Raw genomic sequence first — 17,685 nt, 5'->3', positions numbered from 1 at the left:
CCGTCAGCTCCCCGTCCACCCCGCCGAGTCTTCCAGCTTTTCCGCCGCGTCGGCCAGGTCGTCCGGCGTCGGGGCGTCGTCCTGGGTCAGGCTGCGCCGCCAGTAGCCAGTGAACTCGATGGCGCTCTTGGGCAGACCGCGTTCGACGAGGTGGCGGCGCAGCGCACGGACCGTCGACGCCTCCCCGGCCAGCCACGCCGCTTCCGGGAGGGCCGTCCCGCGCACCGCCTCCAGCAGCCGGCTGCCGTGCTCGGCGCCGTCCCGGTGCAGCCACCGGACGCCGGGCAGCGGCTGCTCCTCCGCCGCGTCCGCGACCTCGAGGAAGACCACCGAATTGTCCACTTCGGACAGGATGGACGCGGCGGCGGGGATCGCCGTCTCGTCGCCCGCGCACAGCACTCCGTCCGCTGTGGACAGTGGACGGCGGTACGCCGGGTCCGGCCCGTACCGGCCGAGGACGTCCCCCACCGCCGCCCGCGCGGCCCAAGCGGTGGCCGGGCCCGCGTGGCCGGTGTGCAGCACGAAGTCCACGTCGATCGTGTCACCGTCCCGTGAGCGCACCGTGTAGCTGCGCATCACCGGGCGTTCGCCGGCCGGGATCGCCAGGTAAGCCTGGTACCAGCGCATGACGTCGTCGTCGGCCGGCGGCAGCCGCACCGGGCGGCCCGGCGGCGGGAACAGGAGCTTGAGCTGCTGGTCCGGCCACGCCTCCAGCTCGGCCAGGCCGTCGCCGGTGAAGGTGACGCGCACGACGCGCGGCGTCACCCGGCGCACCGCCGTCACCTCGAGCAGTCCGGTCGGCTTCACGGCTTCCCCAGGTATTCGCGCAGGTGGCGGGCCGTCAGCGTCGAGGCGTCCGCGACGAGCGCGGCCGGGGTGCCTTCGAAGACGACCCGGCCGCCGTCGTGGCCGGCGCCGGGGCCGAGGTCGATCAGCCAGTCGGCGTGGGCCATCACGGCCTGGTGGTGCTCGATGACGATCACCGTGTTGCCCGCGTCGACGATCCGGTCGAGCAACGCCAGCAGCTGGTCGACGTCGGCGAGGTGGAGCCCGGTGGTCGGCTCGTCGAGGATGTACGTCGAGCCCTGTTCGGCCATCCGGATCGCGAGCTTGAGCCGTTGCCGCTCGCCGCCGGACAGCGTGGTCAGCGGCTGCCCGAGGGTCAGGTAGCCGAGGCCGACGTCGGCGAGGCGGTCGAGGACCGTCCGCGCGGTGCCGCCCGCGAAGAACTCGCGCGCCTCGGCGACGGACATCGCCAGGACCTCGCTGATGTTCTTGCCGCGCAGCTCGTACGTCAGCACCTTCGGGGTGAACCGCTTGCCCTCGCACTCTTCGCAGACCGACGCGACCCCGGCCATCATCGCCAGGTCCGTGTAGATCACGCCGAGGCCCTTGCACTTCGGGCAGGCGCCCTCGGAGTTGGCGCTGAACAGGCTCGCCTTGACGCCGTTGGCCTTGGCGAACGCCGCCCGGATCGGGTCGAGCAGGCCGGTGTAGGTCGCCGGGTTGGACCGGCGGGACCCGCGGATCGCCGACTGGTCGACCACGACGACGTCGTCGCGGTGGGCCAGGGAGCCGTGGATCAGCGACGACTTCCCGGACCCGGCCACCCCGGTGACCACGGTCAGCACGCCGAGCGGGACGTCGACGCCGACGTCCTTCAGGTTGTGCAGGCGAGCGCCGGTGATCGAGACGTGCCCGGTGGGCGTGCGGACCTGGTCCCGGAGGGTCACCCGGTGGTCGAGGTGGCGGCCGGTGAGCGTGCCGGACGCGCGCAGGCCGTCGACGCTGCCGGTGTAGCAGAGCCGGCCACCGTCGGTGCCCGCGCCGGGGCCGAGGTCGACGACGTGGTCGGCGATCCGGATCGTCTCCGGCTTGTGCTCGACGACCAGGATCGTGTTCCCCTTGTCCCGCAGGCACAGCAGCAGGTTGTTCATCCGCTCGATGTCGTGCGGGTGCAGCCCGACGGTCGGCTCGTCGAAGACGTAGGTGACGTCGGTGAGGCTGGAACCCAGGTGCCGCACCATCTTCACGCGCTGCGCCTCACCGCCGGAGAGCGTCGCGGACTCGCGGTCGAGGGAGAGGTAGCCGAGACCGATCTCGACCAGCGAGTCGAGGGTGTCGCGCAGGTTGCCCAGCAGCGGCCGGATCGACGGCGCGTCGAGGTTGCGCACGAACTCGGCGAGGTCGCTGATCTGCAGCGCGGCGCAGTCGGCGATGTTCTTGCCGTCGATCTTCGCCGCCAGCGCGGCCTGGTTGAGCCGGGCGCCGCCGCACTCGCCGCAGGTGGCGAAGGTCGCGGCCTTCTCGATGAACGCCCGCAGCTTCGGCTGCAGCGATTCGACGTCCTTGTGCAGGTAGAGCCGCCGGACCTTCACCGCGAGACCCTCGTAGGTGACGTTGGTCTTGCCGACCTTCACCTTGCAGGAGTCCTTGTGCAGCAGGGCGTCCAGCTGCTCCGGCGTGAAGTCGCGGATCTTCGCGTCCGGGTCGTAGAAGCCGGAGGAGAGGTAGGTCTGCACGTACCAGGTGTCCGGCGTGAAGCCGGGCACCTGGATCGCGCCTTCGTTGAGCGAGAGGTCGAAGTCGAGCAGGGCGTCGACGTCGAGGTCGGAGACCCGGCCGAGGCCCTCGCAGGCCGGGCACATGCCCTCGGGCAGGTTGAAGCTGAACGCGCCGGACGTCCCGACGTACGGTTCGCCGAGCCGCGAGAAGGCGATCCGCAGCATGGCGTAGGCGTCGGTCGCGGTGCCGACCGTGGAGCGCGAGTTGGCGCCCATCCGCTCCTGGTCGACGACGATGGCCGCGCTCAGGTTCTCCAGGAGGTCGACGTCCGGGCGCGACAGGCTCGGCATGAAGGACTGGAGGAAGGCGCTGTAGGTCTCGTTGATCAGCCGCTGGGACTCGGCCGCGATGGTGCCGAAGACCAGGGACGACTTGCCGGAGCCGGAGACGCCCGTGAACACCGTGAGCCGGCGCTTCGGGATGTCCAGGTCGATGCCGGTCAGGTTGTTCTCCCGGGCCCCCCGGACCTCGATCACGTCGTGGGTGTCGGCGGCCCGCCTGGGTGAAGTCATACCGTCCTTCTTGATACTTTAGGCTGTAAAGTGATCTACCAGCGTACAATACTTTAGGGTGTAAGGAGTCGGCAAGGTGGTCGTCTTCGCGGGTCAGGGCGACGCCCGGCGGTCCATGGAGCTGCTGTGGGGGCCGCGCGTGGTGGCGCCGCGCACCGGCCCGGGGCCGAAGCCGGGCCTGTCCGTCGAGGCGATCGTCGCGGCGGCGATCGAGATCGCGGACGCCGACGGCATGGCGGCGCTGTCGATGCGGTCGGTCGGCGAACGGCTCGGCCGCACGGCGATGGCGCTCTACACGTACGTGCCGGGCAAGACCGAGCTGGTCGACCTCATGTACGACCGCACGCTGGGGGAGCTGCCGTCGTCGTTCCCGGATTCTTCGGGGTGGCGTGCGGCCGCGCTGGCGCTGGCCGACGCGCTGTGGGGCCTGCACCTGAGGCACCCCTGGCTGCTCCAGGTGTCGCCGGCGCGGCCGGTGCTCGGGCCGGGGGAGTTCCACGTCCAGGAGACGCTGCTTTCCGTCCTGGCGTCGACCGGCTTGCCGCCCGCCCGAGTGCGCTGGGTGGTGGCGGCGTTGTTCAACATCGTGCGCGGATCGGTCCAAGCGGCGGCGGAATCCCGGCAGGCGGCGCGCGAGACCGGGCAGTCCGAAGAGGACTGGTGGTACGCGCGGTCGGCGTTGCTGGCGGAGCTGGCGCCGGACCTCCCGGCCCGGTTCCCGACGGTGGCCCGCCTGGGGGAAGAGGGCGAGTACGAGGCGTCGGGGTCCGACGAGCCCTACCTGGAGCGCGAGGCCCGGCTGTCGTTCGAAGCGGGCTTGGAACTGCTCCTGGACGGCGTCGAAGCCGCGATCGTCAAGGCTTCCGGGCCTCGATGAGGAACCGGGTCGTGTGGGCGGCGAACGGGCCGTCGCGCTCGATCAGCTCGTGCAGCTCCCGCAGCTTGTCCTGGTATTGCCCGACCGTGAACCCCGGGACCATCCAGATCACCTTGCGCAGGAAGTAGACCACCGCACCGATGTCGGAGAACTCCGTGCGCAGCGACTCCGAACGCAGGTCCGTCACTTCGAGCCCGGCCTCCGCGGCCGCCCGCACGGCGTGGTCGGGGTGACGGCTGTTGCGAGCCTCCTCCGGCTGCGGGCCGAGGAAGAACTCGACCAGCTCGAACACGCTCGCCGGGCCGACCTGCTGGGAGAAGTACGTTCCGCCGGGACGCAGGACGCGGGCGATCTCGCGCCAGTCGGTCGTCACCGGGTGCCGGCTGCTGACCAGGTCGAACGCATTGTCGCGGAAGGGAAATCCCGCGGTCGCCACCAGCAGGGCGCCGCGCGGCCGCAGCCGGGCCGACGCCTTCGCGACGTTCGGCGGCCACGACTCCGTCGCGATCGTGACCGGCGGCAGGGACGGGCAGCCGTCGAGGACCTCGCCGCCGCCGGTCTCCAGGTCGAGGGCCGCTTCCGCGACCGCGAGCCGGGAGCCCAGCAGGCGCTGGTAGCCCCACGAAGGGCGGGCCTCGGTGGCGCGGCCGTCGAGCCAGGAGAAGTCCCAGCCGTCGACGGACACCGCGGACGCTTCGGCCACCAGGGTGTCGAACTTCGACTTCCGGACCGGCGGCGGAGGCACCGGCTTGGCCAGCGTGACCGCGGAGAACGCCACCACGACCGGGCCGCGCCGGGTCCCGATCGTGCAGGAGACGTCGTCGCGGGCCACCAGGTCGCCGAGCGCGTCGGTGAAACCGCCGTCGATGCGGTAGCGCACGACGACCCGCGTGCCGAGCGGGAGTTCCCGCAGCAGCTTCACGAAACCACCTCCGAAACCGAGGCCCCGGCGTCCGCCGGCTCGGGGTGGCCCAACTCTGTCAGCCAGCCGCGGAACACCCGGTGCAGGGCCTCCGCCCCGACGACCTCGTCGGGAAACGCCAGTTCACGCGGGTGCACCACGAAACCCCGCTGCTGCGGCCCGCCCAGCCCGCCGTGCGAACCCACGTGCGTCTCGAACGGCGACGCCTGGTCCGGCTCCGGGTCGTAGCGGCTGTTGATCATCACGTCCGCGCAGTGCGGGAAGGTGTCCACCCGGCGGATCAGGTCCGCCGCGTGCGGGCCGTACGGTGTCAGCGGGTCCTCGCCGATGACGACGCCGGTGGCGAGCCGGTGCAGGCCGTCGCGGCCCAGCACCACCGGGCCGAACTCGCGGCTGCGGACCAGCAGGAACCCGACACCCGGGTGGTCCACCAGGGACGGCAGCAGGTCCGGGAACTCGCGCTCGATCGTCTCCAGCTCGACGCGGCCTTCGTGTTCGGTGAACGACACCATCGCGAGGTGCCCGGACACGACCACCACCACGCCGGGCGCCACGCGGGTCACCGCGCCCGGCGAGCCGGACGCCGTGCGCGGGCGGTCTTCGGCGCACTCCGCGTCCTCCACCCGGGCACGCAGCCGGCGCGCGATCAGGCCGCCGCTCTTGGTCGCCTCCGCCAGGGCCGCGTTGATCTGCCAGCTCTCGGCCTGCCGCCGCTTGCCGGCGGACGGCGACGGCGACCCGCCGCACAGCCGGCCGACGTACGCCTCGATCGTCTCGCCGAACCGCTGTGAGAACGCCTGGCCCTGGGTCTGGCCGTGGTCCGACAGCGCCACGACGTGGTAGCGGCGCGGGGCCAGCCGGCTCGCCCGGTGCAGCCGCGCGATCTGCTGGTCGATCGAGCGCAGCACCGACAGCGTGTCGAACCGCTCGATGCCGGAGTGGTGCGCGACCTCGTCGTAGCCGAGGAAGTCCGCGTACACCGCGGGCCGGCCGGCGAGCATGTCGCCGAGGATCGCCGACACGACGACGTCCCGCGCGATCACCGTCGTGCCCGGCCGGGCCAGGGGGTACCAGCCGCCGCGCGGGATCCGCGGCACGACGCCGGCGCGGCGCTGGCGGACCGACGCGCTGATCTCGCGGAAGACGTCCACGAGCGCGACGGCGAACGTGCGCAGCGCGTTGACCGGGTTCGCGAAGTAGGCGTAGTACCCCGCACCGACGCGGTCCCGGTGCCGGCGCTGCAGCTTCTTCGGCACCAGCACCGGGATCGAGCTCATGGTGAGGCTGACGTGGGCGGCGTCGCCGGAGAAGAGGTTGCCGCGGCTCGCGCCGTCACCGGCCAGGAGACCGCGGCCGTCGGAGTGCCGCGCCTCGATCTCGGCCGCGTCGGCCGGGTGCGCGCACGCCATCACGTGGTCGCGGTCCTTTTCGTACCAGCGGAAACCGAGGATGTCGTGGTTGGAGCCGTGCAGGATGCCGCAGACGCTGGCCCCGGTCTGGGAGCTCCAGTCGGTGTGCCACCGGTTCAGCGTGTGGCTGTCCTCGGCGAGCCAGGCGGCGAAGGTCGGCATGTCGCCGTCGCGGATCGCGCGGCGGACGGTGTCGTACCCGAGGCCGTCGATCTGCAGGAACAGCACACCGGGCGGAAGCTCGGTGCCGGGCTCGTGGTGGTGACGTCGTCGTCGGCGGGCGGCGCGGCGGAAGAAGATTTCGTCCTCGTCGACGGCGAGCAGGCTGGAGATGAGCGCGCCGACCGCGGCCATGCCGAGCGTTACGATCACCGCGGTCCGGAAGCCGGCGACCTCGACACCGGGAACTGTGCGGAAGACGGCGAGGGTTCCGGCGCCGAGCAGCAGGAACCCGAAGCCGCCGAAGGTGAAGAACGCCAGCGGGTAGGCGATCCGCATGACCAGCGGCCAGACGACGGCGGTGAGCAGGGCGAGCAGCAGCGCGCAGACCGTCGGCTGCCACCAGTGTGTCATCCGGAAGCCGGGCAGGAGGACGTCGAGCAGGCGCAGCGCGCCGGTCACCGCGATCCAGACCGCCACCGCGCGGGCGACGGCCCGGCCGCCGCGCAGCAGCCTGCCCTTCGGCGCGGTCGTCGTCACACCGGCTCCTTGGTCTTGCGCCGCCACCGGGCGATCAGGTTGGCCAGCACGGTGACCAGCAGGACCAGCACGGTCGCCAGCAGCGTCGCGATGAGCGGCGAGTCGAAGATGCCGCCGGAGACGATGCCGAGCACGGCGTAGGCGCAGGCCCAGAGCACGCAGGCGCCGAGCGCGGCGGGCAGCAGGCGCCGCCACGGGTAGCTCAGCGCGGCCGCGGCGAGCAGCACCGGGATGCGCCCGGCCGGGACGAGCCGGCCGATCACGACGAGCTGCCAGCCGCGGCGGGCGAACTGCTCGCGGGCCTTCTCGAGCCGTTCGGCGGGCTGGCGGCGGCTGATCCAGCGGAAAGCGGCTTCGCTGCCGAGCCGCGGGATCCCGAACGTCACGACGTCACCGACGTACGCGCCGAGGACGGCGAGGACGATCACGAGCGGCAGGGAGAGGTGGCCGGTCGCCGTCGCGACGGCGGCCGCGGCGCCGACGACCGCGCCGGTGGGCACGATCGGGACGATCGAGCCGAGCAGCACGCCGCCGAACACCGCGGGGTAGCCGATGGCGGCGGGGTCGGTCCAGTTCACGAGCGGTCCTTCGGCGCGGGCAGGACGACGTCGGCGCCGGGCTCGGTGAACAGCACTTCGGTCTGGTTTTTGACTTCGGCGGCGAACACGCGCGGCGGATCGGCGAGCAGGCGTCGCATCCGGGCGGTGCGCCGGACGCCGGGGAGGGCGAGGGTGCCCCAGTGCACGGGGACGGCCGCCCGGGCCTGGACCAGCGCGGCGGCTTGGGCGGCGCGGGCGGGGTCGAGGTGGCCGGGGCCGAGGTTCGGTCCCCAGCCCCAGACGGGCAGCAGGGCGACGTCGACCGGGCCGAGGTCGCGCATGCCGTCGAAGAGGTCGGTGTCGCCGGCGTTGTAGACCTTCTTGCCGTCGCCCTCGATGAGGTGGCCGAGCGCCGGGCTTTGCGGCCCGTGCGTCAGGCGGGGGCCCCACCGGTGTCCGGAGTGGATGGCCTCGGTGGCGGTGATGGTGACACCGCCGTCGGTGAGCGTCTTGCCGGGCGCGATCTCCTCGACGTTGCGGAAGCCCTTCTTGCCGAGCCACGAGCCCGCCCCGCGGGGGACGACGATCCGGGTCCGGTGGCCGAGCAGCTTGAGCGACGGCAGGTGCAGGTGGTCGCCGTGCAGGTGGGAGAGCAGGACGAGGTCGACGTCGGCGTAGCTCTCGGGCGGCGGCGGGGGAACGACCCGGACGAGCCCGCCGACGCGCGCGGTGAGCACGGGATCGGTCAGGAGGACACGGCCGCCGAGGTCCAGGCGGACGGTCGAATGGCCGAGGAACCGCAGGCTGAAGCCGCTCACGCCCCGAGTATCACCTCCCCCGGCGGGGAATGCCCGGCGGAGTGGCCAGGGCAACGCCGGCGTGTGATCGGGAAGCCGGCACGCGTGATTGGAGCGTCGGCACGCGTGATTGGAGGGTCGGCACGCGTGATTGGAGGGTCGACACGGCGGTCAGGGGGTCGGAAGCAGGGCGGAGATGCGGAGTGAGGACGTGCCGATGCCGGTCGGGCCGCCGAAGACCGGGGCCGGTGTGGGGTGGTAGCCCAGCTCGGGTTCGGTGTAGCGGGCCGTGTTTTCGTGCCAGTGCACGATTCCGGCCATCCAGTCGCGCAGCTGCTGGACGAACGCGAGCAGCGTCTCCTCGGTGGTGTCGTCGCGGTACAGGGCCGGCAGCTCGGTCGCCGCCGCGTGCTCGAACTCGGCCATGCGGGCGTGGATCAGGTCGGCGACCACCTCGGCCGCGCGCTCCTCCGTGCAGTCCAGGAAGTTCCGCACCACCAGCACGGCGTTGTGCAGCTCGCCTTCGTACTGGACTTCCTTGCGGAAGGAGTACAGGTCGTTGGCCAGGCCGGCCACGTCCGCCGCCGCGTGCTCGAGCGTCTGCACCGGACGCAAGCGCCGCAGGGCCGGCGGCACCGCGTGGCCGCGCGAGAGGCTCATCGTGAGGTCCGCGCCGAACGTCCGGCGCCGCATCTCGACGTAGTCGATCGGGTCCGGGATGCGGTTCTGGGCCTGGTTCGCCAGCTCCCAGAGCCAGCCGGCCGCCATCGCCTCGACCGCCCGGCGCACGGCGGGCCGGCTCTCCGCCGGGGTGCGCGGCCAGAGGTCGGCCAAGCCCGCTTCCAGCGGCGTCGTCGGCGCCGGCATCGGCGCGCCGTCCGCCGGCATGAACGCCGACAGGCGGCGATTGGCCGCCTTCGCGCCGGCGAGGTCGCGCGTCGCGCCGAACACCAGCGGGTAGTGGTCGTCGGCGTAGGTGCGCCAGGTCAGCCAGTCGCTCGTGACGTCGAGGGCGTCGGCCGTCGCGTCCGGGTGGATGCCCGCCGCGCACAGCGGCAGGTCGGCCGCCCGCAGCTTCCGCTCGTCCCACACCACGCCGTCGAGCAGCCCCGTCCGCCGGGCCCAGTCGACGTTCCGGGCACGGGCCGCGGGGAGGTGCGGGCTGAGCCGCGGCGGCAACGGCAGGTCGAGCGACGGCCGCGGGACGTCGGTCGCGCGCAACGGCGTCGAGCCGTACGCCCGCAGCCGTTGCGGTGCGGTCGCGAGCACCGAAGCGAAGATGCGTGCCGCGGACGTGCCGCGGCCGGCCAGCGCGCCTTCGTTCATGTACCGGCTGGACCGCAGGTGCCATTCGTGTCCACCGGATTGCCAGTCCTGCAGGCCTTTCACGTAGGCGAAGGTCGCCGCGCGCGCCGCCGGGTCGACGCAGTGGTCGTCGAGCAGCGCGGGCACTTCGGTGAGCGCGGTGTGCTCGAACTGGTGCAGCCGGGAGGTGATCAGGTCGTTGACCGCGTCGGCCGCCTGCTGGGTGCCCAGCCCGAGGAACTTCTCGAACACGAGCACGCCGTTGGACAGCTCGCCCTCGTCCTGCACTTCGCGCTGGTAGGAGAACAGGTCGTTGCGGAGGTGGACGCTGTCGGCGAAGCAGTCGCGCAGGACCTCCATCGGCCGGGACGCGGCGATCGCGCCGGGGACTTCCGCGTGCACCGAGTGCTCGACCAGGTTCGCCGACCACGGCGCGCCGCCGACCTTCCGCCGCATTTCGACGTACTCGATCGGGTTGGCGAGCCGGCCTTCGTTGATGTTGGCCAGCTCCCACAGCGACTCGTCCAGCAGCGCCTTGGTGCTGGCGGCGAACCGGCGCCGCCAGCCGGCCGACCGCTGCGGGACCGTCCGGTGCCACAGGTCGGCGAGGCCGCGCTCGACCGGGTTCTCCGGGGTCGCGGTGATCTCGCCCTCGGCGGGCATGAACAGCTCCAGCCGGTCGAGGTAGGCGCGGGCGCTCTCGATGTCGCCGGTGCGCTTGTACAGCTCGAGGAAGTGGTCGTCGAAGTAGAAGACCCAGACGTACCAGTCGGTGATCAGGTCGAGCTCGCCGGCACCGGCGTCGGGGTGGGTGTACGCGCAGAGCAGCGCGTAGTCGTGGGCGTCGAGGTCGTGCTCGGTCCAGATCACCGTGCCGTGCTGCGGCACGTCGATCATGTCCAGCTCGCGGGCCCACGCCTTGCTGTGCTCGCGCGCCCGGTCCAGGTGCGGGTTCAGCCGCGCCGGGTGAGGCAGGTAGAACTCGGGGAGGACGAACGGCTGTTCAGGCACACCGCGAGGCAACCAGCCGGCCGCGGTGTCCGCCAAGGGGAACAGCCGGGATGCACACGAACGGGACGGCCGCTTCCCCCGGCCGGCCCAGCGGGCTTCCCGGCCCGATCGGCGCGCGGTGGCGGGCCGTCGCACGATGGGGGAGTCCGGCGAGCGAGGAGAGCAGATGACCGACGAAAACCGGGTGGCCGACAACCCGGACGAGAACCGCTACGAGCTGTGGCAGGGCGAGAAGCTGGCGGGGATCGCCCAGTACGACCGGCGCGGCGACCTGACGGTGTTCACCCACACCGAGATCGACGACGCCTTCGCCGGGCAGGGCCTCGGCAAGGTCCTGGCCGCGGGCGCGCTCGACGACGTCGTCGCCCACGGCCGGACGATCGTGCCGGTCTGCCCGTTCATCGCCGGGTACCTGCGGAAGAACCCGGGGTACGAGGACCACGTCCGCTGGCCGCGCGAGTAGGCCGGAAGGGGAGACGCGTTACGCCGTTCGGGGCGATCTGAGAGGTATGTCCGGATAGCTTGGTTATTAACCAACCTTCGTCGGTAGTGCGTTGGTTGCCTGGCAACGAAAGTGTCGGCACAGGCTTCGAACGGCAACCTGGAGGAAGTTGATGACTCCCCGGAAGACCGCCCTCAAGACCCTCGCCGTCTTGTCGGCCGCCGCGCTGACCAGCGGTGTTTGCGCCTCGGCGGCCACCGCGTCCCCCCTGGCCTTCGCCGAACTGCAGGCCAGTGCCATCGCGGGCGCCACCCAGATGGCGGACGCGCTCGGTGCCGCGTCCGGCGGCATCTACCTCGAAAACGGCAAGGCCGTGGTGAACGTCGTCGACGACGCCGCGGTGCAGCGGGTGCAGGCCGCCGGCTTCACCGCGAAGAAGGTCAAGCACACCTTCGCGGCGCTCACGGGGGTCAAGAACCAGCTGGACGCGGTGAAGAACGTGCCGCAGACCGCGTGGGGCATCGACACGAAGACCAACCAGGTCGTGGTCAAGGTGTACGACGCGGCGAGCAAGGAGACCGCCGAAAAGGTCTCCGCGGCCGCCGCGAAGTACGGCGACAGCGTCCGCGTCGAGCACCGCACCGGCAAGCTGTCGCTGTACATCGCGGACGGCGACGCGATCCAGAACAGCCAGGGCCGCTGCTCGCTCGGCTTCAACGTGACGCGCGGCGGCTCGCCGTTCCTGCTCACCGCGGGCCACTGCACCAACCTCGGCGGCACCTGGTCCGGCGGCGACGTCTCCGGCGCGCAGGTCGTCGAAAGCAACTGCCCCGGCGCCGACTCCGGCCTGCTGACCCGCCCGAACGGCACCGGACCCGGCGAGATCAACACCGGCCAGCAGATCACCAGCGCGGCCACCCCGACCGTGGGCGAGCAGATCCAGAAGCAGGGCTCGACCACCGGCGGCGGCAGCGGTGAGGTCACCTCGGTCGACGAGTCGGTCAACTTCGACGTCGGCGTGCTCAACCACGAGTTCGGCACCACCGCGCACACCGACCACGGCGACTCCGGCGGCCCGGCCTACGACGGCTCCAAGGGTCTCGGCACGCTGTCCGGCGGCGACACCGTGACCAGCTACTTCTACCCGCTCACCCTCGAGCTGCAGGCCTACGGCCTCGAGCTCGCCTGAGCGAAGGCCGCGGGCCCGCTCACCTTCCGTCGGGGGAGGTGAGCGGGCCCTTGCTCCGTCACGCGTCCAGGCGCCGCGCGCGGTAGACGGCGTCGGTGTGGTGGCCCTCGCCGCGCGTCTCGCACGTCTCGACCACCCACTGCCACGGGTCGCCGAGGTACCCGGTGATCTCCTCGGGCTCGAAGTACAGCTCCTCCGGCGGCTTCTGGCCGTCGAACTGCCGCATCGCCTTCGGCGAGTGCCCGACGACCAGCAGCGAGCCGCCCGGCCGGATCGCCGCCGCGGCCGCCGTGAAGACGTCACGGCGCAGGTCCGGCGGCAGGTGCATGTACTGCGCGGAGACCAGGTCGTACTGCGCTTCCGGCCGCCACTCGAGGATGTTGCGGTGCAGCCAGTTCACCGTCACGCCCGCCTCGGCGCCGGCCTCCGCCGCGCGGGCGAGCGCGGTGGTCGAGATGTCGACACCGTCGACCGTCCAGCCGTGCTTCGCCAGCCAGATCGCGTCGCCGCCCTCGCCGCTGCCGAGGTCGAGGGCGTGTCCGGGGTTCAGGCCTTCGACCTCGGTGCGCAGGTTGACGTTGACGTTCCCGCTCCAGATCCGGTGCTCGTCACGCTGGTACATCGCTTCCCAGAAGTCCTGCTTCAGCATGGCGTCGACGGTCATCGGGTGGTCGTGGGACATGGTTCCTCCTCAAGGACGTCCCCCGAGCATGCGGGCGACGTCCCCGGGAAGGCAAACCTCGTTGCCGATTTGGCAACTAGCCCGCGCCGTACACCTGCATTTCGTACAGCGAATAGCCGTAGGACGTCCCACGCGTGACGCCGTTCATCCGCACGTACCGGCCGGTGCCGGTCAGGCCGGTGAGGTCGTCCGTGCCGCCGTTGCCGGTCGTGGTGCTGTAGATCGACGTCCAGGTCGTGCCGTCGGCCGAGGTCTGGATGCTGTACGCCTTCCCGTACGCGGCTTCCCAGGTCAGTTTGACGTGCGAGACGGCTTTCGTGGCGCCGAGGTCGACGCGCAGCCATTCCGCGTTGCTGCCTTCCTTGGACGCCCAGCGCGTGCCGGTCAGGTTGCCGTCGAAGGCCGCGCTCGCCGGGTAGGACGACGATTCGGTGGAGGACGCCGTTGCGGTCTTCCCCTGTGAGAGCAGGCTTTCCGAGCCGCCGGTCACCGTGACACCCAGCGACGCCGTCTTCGTACCGCCGGTGAGGGTGATCGTCGCCGAGCCGGGGGACGCGGTGGCCGCGGCGGCGACCGTGACGGTCGAGGAGCCGCCGGCGGGCACCGACGCGGGGGAGAAGGCCACGGTGACGCCCGCCGGAGCGCCGCTCGCGGAGAGCGTGACGGCGTCGGTGGAGGTCACGGTGGCCGTCGCCGAGGCGCCCGGCGCGACCGACACCGACGACGGCGTCACGCTGAGGCCCGAGGGGGTGCCGGCCGCGGTGAACGTCCAGCGGGCCTGGGTGCCGGAGCAGCTGCCCGCGGTCAGGGTGGTGCCCGAGGCGCGGAAGCACTTGCTGCTGGACTGGATGTCCGAGATGGTGCCGTCCGGGTTGATCGACCACTGCTGGGCCGGGCCGCCGGTGCAGGTCTGCAACACGATCGAGCTGCCGGAGATGCCCGCGCACTTGTCGTCGATCACCAGGAACGCGCCGTGGAAGGTGAACCGCTGCTCGGCGGTTCCGGTGCAGGCGGCCACTTTCAGCGTGCTGCCGCTGCCCGGCGCGGCCAGGCAGGTGCCGGTGGAGTTGTTCTTGTACTGGCCGACCGTGGTGTTCGGCTGCGCGCCGCCCCAGCATTCACCGGTGCTGGTGTCGAAGATCGGCGTGGCGTCGTAGGGTTCGTTCGAGGGCGGGTCGACGACGACCGGTTCCATGACCGGGGTGTTGTCGGCGTTGTAGTGCGTGAGCGCGTCTTCGCAGTCGATCGCGTCGAAGGCGCTGCCGCCCTTGCCGCCGAGCCAGAGGTCGATGTGGCGCAGGCCGGGGCCGCCGTTCGGGCCGTGGCCGTTCCAGTCGTCGGAACACTCGTCGCAGCCGTCCTCCATGATGAAGTACTTCTTCACCCGCGGCACCCAGACCTTGGTGCCGGGCTTGAGTTCGGCGCTGCTGGTGGCGAAGGTGATCGGGTCGGCGTAGCTGCCCTTGCCGCCCGCGGTGCCGTGGATCTGCGGGTAGGAGATGTCCCCGCCGGGCGGGGTGTTGTCCCACCAGCCGTAGAAGGTGAGGAAGGTGGGCTGCGTGGTCGCCGCGGCGGCCGTGCTTCCGCCGGCGAGGGCGGTGGCCAGGGCGAGGAACAGGGTCACGACGAGCACGAGCGCGCGCCGGGTCATGCTGCCTCCGGGGGACTGGGCGGACGATGACTGCGGCGTGCGTCCAGGTTCGCCGGGGTTCGGCGGTGCGTCAAGACCTATTAGTAAAGTTTCCTAACGAACCCGGTTTCGTGTCCCGCTCGCCGGGAAAATCGCGTGGCCGCCGGGAGTTCTCGGCGAAGATGGCGGCATGAGCGAACAGCGGGAAATCGTGGTCACCGGGGGCGGCACCGGCATCGGGCTGGCGATCGCCGCCCGGTTCGCGGCGGCGGGCGAGCGGGTGACCGTCACCGGGCGGCGCAAGGACGTCCTCGAAGCGGCGGCGGAGAAGATCGGCGCGCGGGCGGTGTCCTTCGACGCGAGCGACCCGGCGGCGGTGCAGGCGGCACTGGCGGACCTGCCCGAGCGGGTGGACGTCCTGGTCAACAACGCCGGCGGCAACACCGACCGGGTCCGGGAAGCCCCCGCGCCCGGGGACCTGAAGGGCCTCGCCGACGCGTGGCAGGCGAACTTCGAAGCCAACGTGCTCTCCGCCGTGCTCGTCACCGCGGCACTGAAGCCGCGTTTCGCGGACAACGTGCGGGTGGTGACGCTCGGCTCCATCGCGGCGAAGCAGGGCTCAGGCTCGTACGGCGCGGCGAAGGCGGCGATCGAGGCGTGGAACACCGACCTCGCGCGGCAGCTGGGCGCCACGGGCACGGCGAACGTCGTCGCACCGGGCGTCGTCCTCGACACGGAGTTCTTCCACGGCACGCTGACCGACGAGTGGCTGGAGCCGCGGATCGCGCTGGCGTTCAACGGGCGGGCCGGCCGCCCGGAGGAGATCGCGGCCACGGTGTCGTTCCTGGCCGCGCCGGACGCCGCGCACGTCACCGGCCAGGTCGTGCCCGTGAACGGCGGCGCGTACGGCGCCCGCTAGGCCATCCGGGTCGGATGGGCGGCGCGCGGCCGCCGTTCTCTCCATGGTGGAAGTGTTGGAACCACCGGAAGAGAGAGGGGATCCGCCGTGACGGCCGCTCCCGAAACCCCGGCCCTCCCGACGACCCGGCCGGCCGGCTGCCCGTTCGACCCGCCCGGGACCTACGCCACCCTCCGGGAAACCGCGCCGACGTCCAAGGTGCGCTGCCCGGCGGGCATGGACGCGTGGCTGGTGACCCGGTACGCCGACGTCCGCGCGGTGCTCGCCGACCGCACGCTGAGCTCGCGCGGCGCGTCTTCGGTGCACGTGAACCCGAACGCGGACCTGGATTTCGAGGTCAGCCCGGGTTCGATCATCCAGCTCGACGGCGTCGCGCACGCCCGGCTCCGGAAGAAGGTGATCGCGGAGTTCACCGTGCGGCGCGTGGAGGCGCTGCGGGGGTACGTGCGTTCGCTGGTGGAGAGCCATCTCGACGCGATGCTCGCGCGGCCCGGCCACGCGGATCTGGTGCAGGACTTCGCGTTGCCGATCCCGTCGCTGGTGATCTGCGAGCTGCTCGGGGTGCCGTACGGGGATCGGTCGCACTTCCAGCGGCAGAGCGCGACTTTGGTGAGCACGGACGCGACGCGTGAGGAAGGCGAGGAGGCGTACGACACGCTTTCGGGGTATCTCGCCGAGTTGTTCGTCTCCAAGCAGCGGAATCCGCAGGACGATCTGTTCAGCAGGCTGTCTTCCGGTGCTTCCGACGCGTTGACCATGGAGGAACTGGTGGTGCTCGGCCTGAGCCTGCTGGTGGCGGGCCACGAGACGACGGCCAACATGATCGCGCTGAGCACGCTGCTGCTGCTGGAGCACCCGGGCGGCCGGGACGAGGTGCTCGCCTCGCCGGACCGGGCGGTGGAGGAACTGCTGCGGTACCTGTCGGTGGTGCAGTGGGGCGTGCTGCGGTACGCGACAGCGGACGTGCAGGTCGGGGCCCGGTCGGTGAGGGCGGGCGAGTGGCTGGTGGCGGCGCTGAACTCGGCGAACCGCGACGAGTCGGTGTTCACGGGCGCGGACAAGCTGGACTTCGGCCGCGAGTCGCCGCGGACGCACGTGGCGTTCGGGTTCGGAGCGCACCAGTGCGTGGGGCAGCAGCTGGCGCGGGTGGAGCTGCAGGAGGCGTTGACGGGCCTGTTCCGGCGGGTGCCGGATTTGCGGCTGGGAGTGGCGCGGGAGGACCTGGAGTTCAAGCACAACACGCTCGTGTACGGAGTCCGGGAACTGCCCGTCGCCTGGGGTTGAATTCGGGAGTATGTGACGGCACCGGCTGATCCCGTGAGGAGGGCCCATGACAGCTCGTCGCCTGTGGGCGGCCGTGGAACCACTGCACGCCGTCGTCTACTTCGCGCCTCAGACGGCCGAAGCGGCGAAAGCGGCCGGCCTGCGCGGCTACTGGATGGGCTACTTCGCGGGGCGGCTGGCGCCCCTCGGCCCGATCGGCCCCGGACCGGCGACGGCGATGCTGTTCGGCTTCGCGCCGTCGATGGTGGCGCGGTCCTTGCCCGACGCCTGGTCGTTCGCCTCGCCCGAGGCCGTCATCGGCTCGCGGACGGAAGCGGTGGCGTCGGCCTTGCGCACGGTCGCGGACGACGTCTCGGAGCTGAGCGCGCTGCTCTGGCGGGCGGTGGACGCGTGCGAGTTCGGCGGCCGCCCGCTCGCGGCGGCGTGGGCGGCGGTGCCGAAGCCGGCGGACGCGCCGGCGAGCCTGTGGCTGGCGGCGACGATCCTGCGTGAGCACCGCGGCGACGGCCACGTCCTCGCGGCGGTCCACGCCGGGCTGAGCGGCCTGGAGACGACCCTCACCCACATCGGTGACGGCGTGCTCGCCCGCGGGGACATCCAGCCCCACCGCGGCTGGACGGACGCACAGTGGGACGAGGCCACCGACCGGCTGCGGGCCCGCGGCATCCTCGACGCGGACGGCGTCCTCACCGACGCGGGCCGTGCCCTGCGCCGCGGCGTCGAGGACGACACGGACCGGCTGGCGGCGGCCCCGGTGGCGGCGCTGGGCCCCGACGTCGACCGGCTGCTGGCGCTGGCGGTGCCGCTGAGCCGGGCGGTGATCGACCGCGGGCTGGTCACCATGCCGAACCCGGTCGGGGTTCCGCGGCCCTGAGTGTCGATTCCGGGTGCGCCCGTTCGACG

At 72.0% G+C, this 17,685-nt stretch carries 15 protein-coding genes and 1 pseudogene; 6 read left to right on the top strand and 10 right to left on the bottom strand.

Annotated elements, in window-relative coordinates:
- Window positions 1-3: 3 nt before the first annotated feature.
- Together ACWDN5_RS07395 and ACWDN5_RS07390 are read right to left on the bottom strand one after the other, a co-directional pair.
- Window positions 4-807, bottom strand: a complete 804-nt coding sequence (locus ACWDN5_RS07395; RefSeq protein WP_449675214.1) for a siderophore-interacting protein — start codon at window positions 805-807, stop codon at window positions 4-6.
- Complete coding sequence (locus ACWDN5_RS07390; RefSeq protein WP_449675212.1) at window positions 804-3,077, bottom strand: ATP-binding cassette domain-containing protein; 2,274 nt, start codon at window positions 3,075-3,077, stop codon at window positions 804-806. The genes ACWDN5_RS07395 and ACWDN5_RS07390 overlap by 4 nt, the downstream gene beginning before the upstream one ends.
- 76 nt (window positions 3,078-3,153) lie before the next feature.
- Here ACWDN5_RS07390 and ACWDN5_RS07385 point away from each other — a divergent pair, with 76 nt between their 5' ends.
- Window positions 3,154-3,954, top strand: coding sequence for a TetR/AcrR family transcriptional regulator C-terminal domain-containing protein (locus tag ACWDN5_RS07385; protein WP_449675211.1), 801 nt, complete (start codon window positions 3,154-3,156; stop codon window positions 3,952-3,954).
- On the opposite strand, the gene ACWDN5_RS07380 is transcribed toward ACWDN5_RS07385, so the two are convergent.
- From ACWDN5_RS07380 to ACWDN5_RS07355, 6 genes and pseudogenes are all read right to left on the bottom strand, one after another.
- Entirely contained in the window at window positions 3,932-4,699 is a 768-nt protein-coding gene (locus ACWDN5_RS07380; RefSeq protein ID WP_449675240.1) for a class I SAM-dependent methyltransferase, read from the bottom strand. The genes ACWDN5_RS07385 and ACWDN5_RS07380 overlap by 23 nt on opposite strands.
- Window positions 4,700-4,744: 45 nt before the next feature.
- Window positions 4,745-4,876 (bottom strand): annotated as a pseudogene (locus ACWDN5_RS07375) (putative acetyltransferase); the annotation flags it as partial.
- Window positions 4,873-6,984 carry a phage holin family protein gene (locus ACWDN5_RS07370; protein ID WP_449675209.1) on the bottom strand — a complete coding sequence of 704 codons (2,112 nt, stop codon included), beginning with the start codon at window positions 6,982-6,984 and terminating at the stop codon, window positions 4,873-4,875. The pseudogene ACWDN5_RS07375 and the gene ACWDN5_RS07370, both read right to left, overlap by 4 nt.
- A complete protein-coding gene (locus ACWDN5_RS07365) occupies window positions 6,981-7,562 on the bottom strand; it encodes a DedA family protein (protein WP_449675207.1) in 582 nt (193 codons plus the stop codon). The genes ACWDN5_RS07370 and ACWDN5_RS07365 overlap by 4 nt, the downstream gene beginning before the upstream one ends.
- The gene (locus ACWDN5_RS07360; RefSeq protein ID WP_449675205.1) at window positions 7,559-8,341 is read right to left on the bottom strand and encodes an MBL fold metallo-hydrolase; all 783 of its coding nucleotides are present in this window, start codon (window positions 8,339-8,341) and stop codon (window positions 7,559-7,561) included. The genes ACWDN5_RS07365 and ACWDN5_RS07360 overlap by 4 nt, the downstream gene beginning before the upstream one ends.
- A gap of 150 nt (window positions 8,342-8,491) precedes the next feature.
- A complete protein-coding gene (locus tag ACWDN5_RS07355) occupies window positions 8,492-10,636 on the bottom strand; it encodes a terpene synthase family protein (RefSeq protein ID WP_449675203.1) in 2,145 nt (714 codons plus the stop codon).
- Window positions 10,637-10,802: 166 nt separating this feature from the next.
- Between ACWDN5_RS07355 and ACWDN5_RS07350 the strand changes: the two genes are divergently transcribed.
- Together ACWDN5_RS07350 and ACWDN5_RS07345 are read left to right on the top strand one after the other, a co-directional pair.
- On the top strand, window positions 10,803-11,099 hold the full coding sequence (locus ACWDN5_RS07350) for a GNAT family N-acetyltransferase (protein ID WP_310975853.1): 297 nt from the start codon (window positions 10,803-10,805) through the stop codon (window positions 11,097-11,099).
- 151 nt (window positions 11,100-11,250) lie between these two features.
- A complete protein-coding gene (locus ACWDN5_RS07345) occupies window positions 11,251-12,267 on the top strand; it encodes a S1 family peptidase (RefSeq protein ID WP_449675201.1) in 1,017 nt (338 codons plus the stop codon).
- A 58-nt stretch (window positions 12,268-12,325) separates the two neighbouring features.
- Here ACWDN5_RS07345 and ACWDN5_RS07340 read toward each other — a convergent pair whose 3' ends face one another.
- Window positions 12,326-12,949 (bottom strand): SAM-dependent methyltransferase, encoded by a 624-nt coding sequence (locus ACWDN5_RS07340; RefSeq protein WP_449675199.1) that lies wholly within the window; start codon window positions 12,947-12,949, stop codon window positions 12,326-12,328.
- A 76-nt stretch (window positions 12,950-13,025) separates the two neighbouring features.
- Window positions 13,026-14,600 (bottom strand): discoidin domain-containing protein, encoded by a 1,575-nt coding sequence (locus ACWDN5_RS07335; protein ID WP_449675197.1) that lies wholly within the window; start codon window positions 14,598-14,600, stop codon window positions 13,026-13,028.
- A 169-nt stretch (window positions 14,601-14,769) separates the two neighbouring features.
- Between ACWDN5_RS07335 and ACWDN5_RS07330 the strand changes: the two genes are divergently transcribed.
- The 3 genes from ACWDN5_RS07330 (at window position 14,770) to ACWDN5_RS07320 (ending at window position 17,656) form a co-directional block, all read left to right on the top strand.
- The gene (locus ACWDN5_RS07330) at window positions 14,770-15,498 is read left to right on the top strand and encodes an SDR family oxidoreductase (protein WP_310975857.1); all 729 of its coding nucleotides are present in this window, start codon (window positions 14,770-14,772) and stop codon (window positions 15,496-15,498) included.
- An 87-nt stretch (window positions 15,499-15,585) separates the two neighbouring features.
- Window positions 15,586-16,782, top strand: a complete 1,197-nt coding sequence (locus ACWDN5_RS07325) for a cytochrome P450 (RefSeq protein WP_449675195.1) — start codon at window positions 15,586-15,588, stop codon at window positions 16,780-16,782.
- Window positions 16,783-16,828: 46 nt separating this feature from the next.
- Window positions 16,829-17,656: an SCO6745 family protein gene (locus tag ACWDN5_RS07320; RefSeq protein ID WP_449675193.1), complete on the top strand. Its 828-nt coding sequence runs from the start codon at window positions 16,829-16,831 to the stop codon at window positions 17,654-17,656.
- Window positions 17,657-17,685 lie beyond the last annotated feature (29 nt).

The organism is Amycolatopsis sp. NPDC003731, from assembly GCF_053586895.1.
The sequence above is the reverse complement of the archived record's forward strand: the minus strand, read 5'-3'. Positions and strand labels throughout refer to the sequence as shown.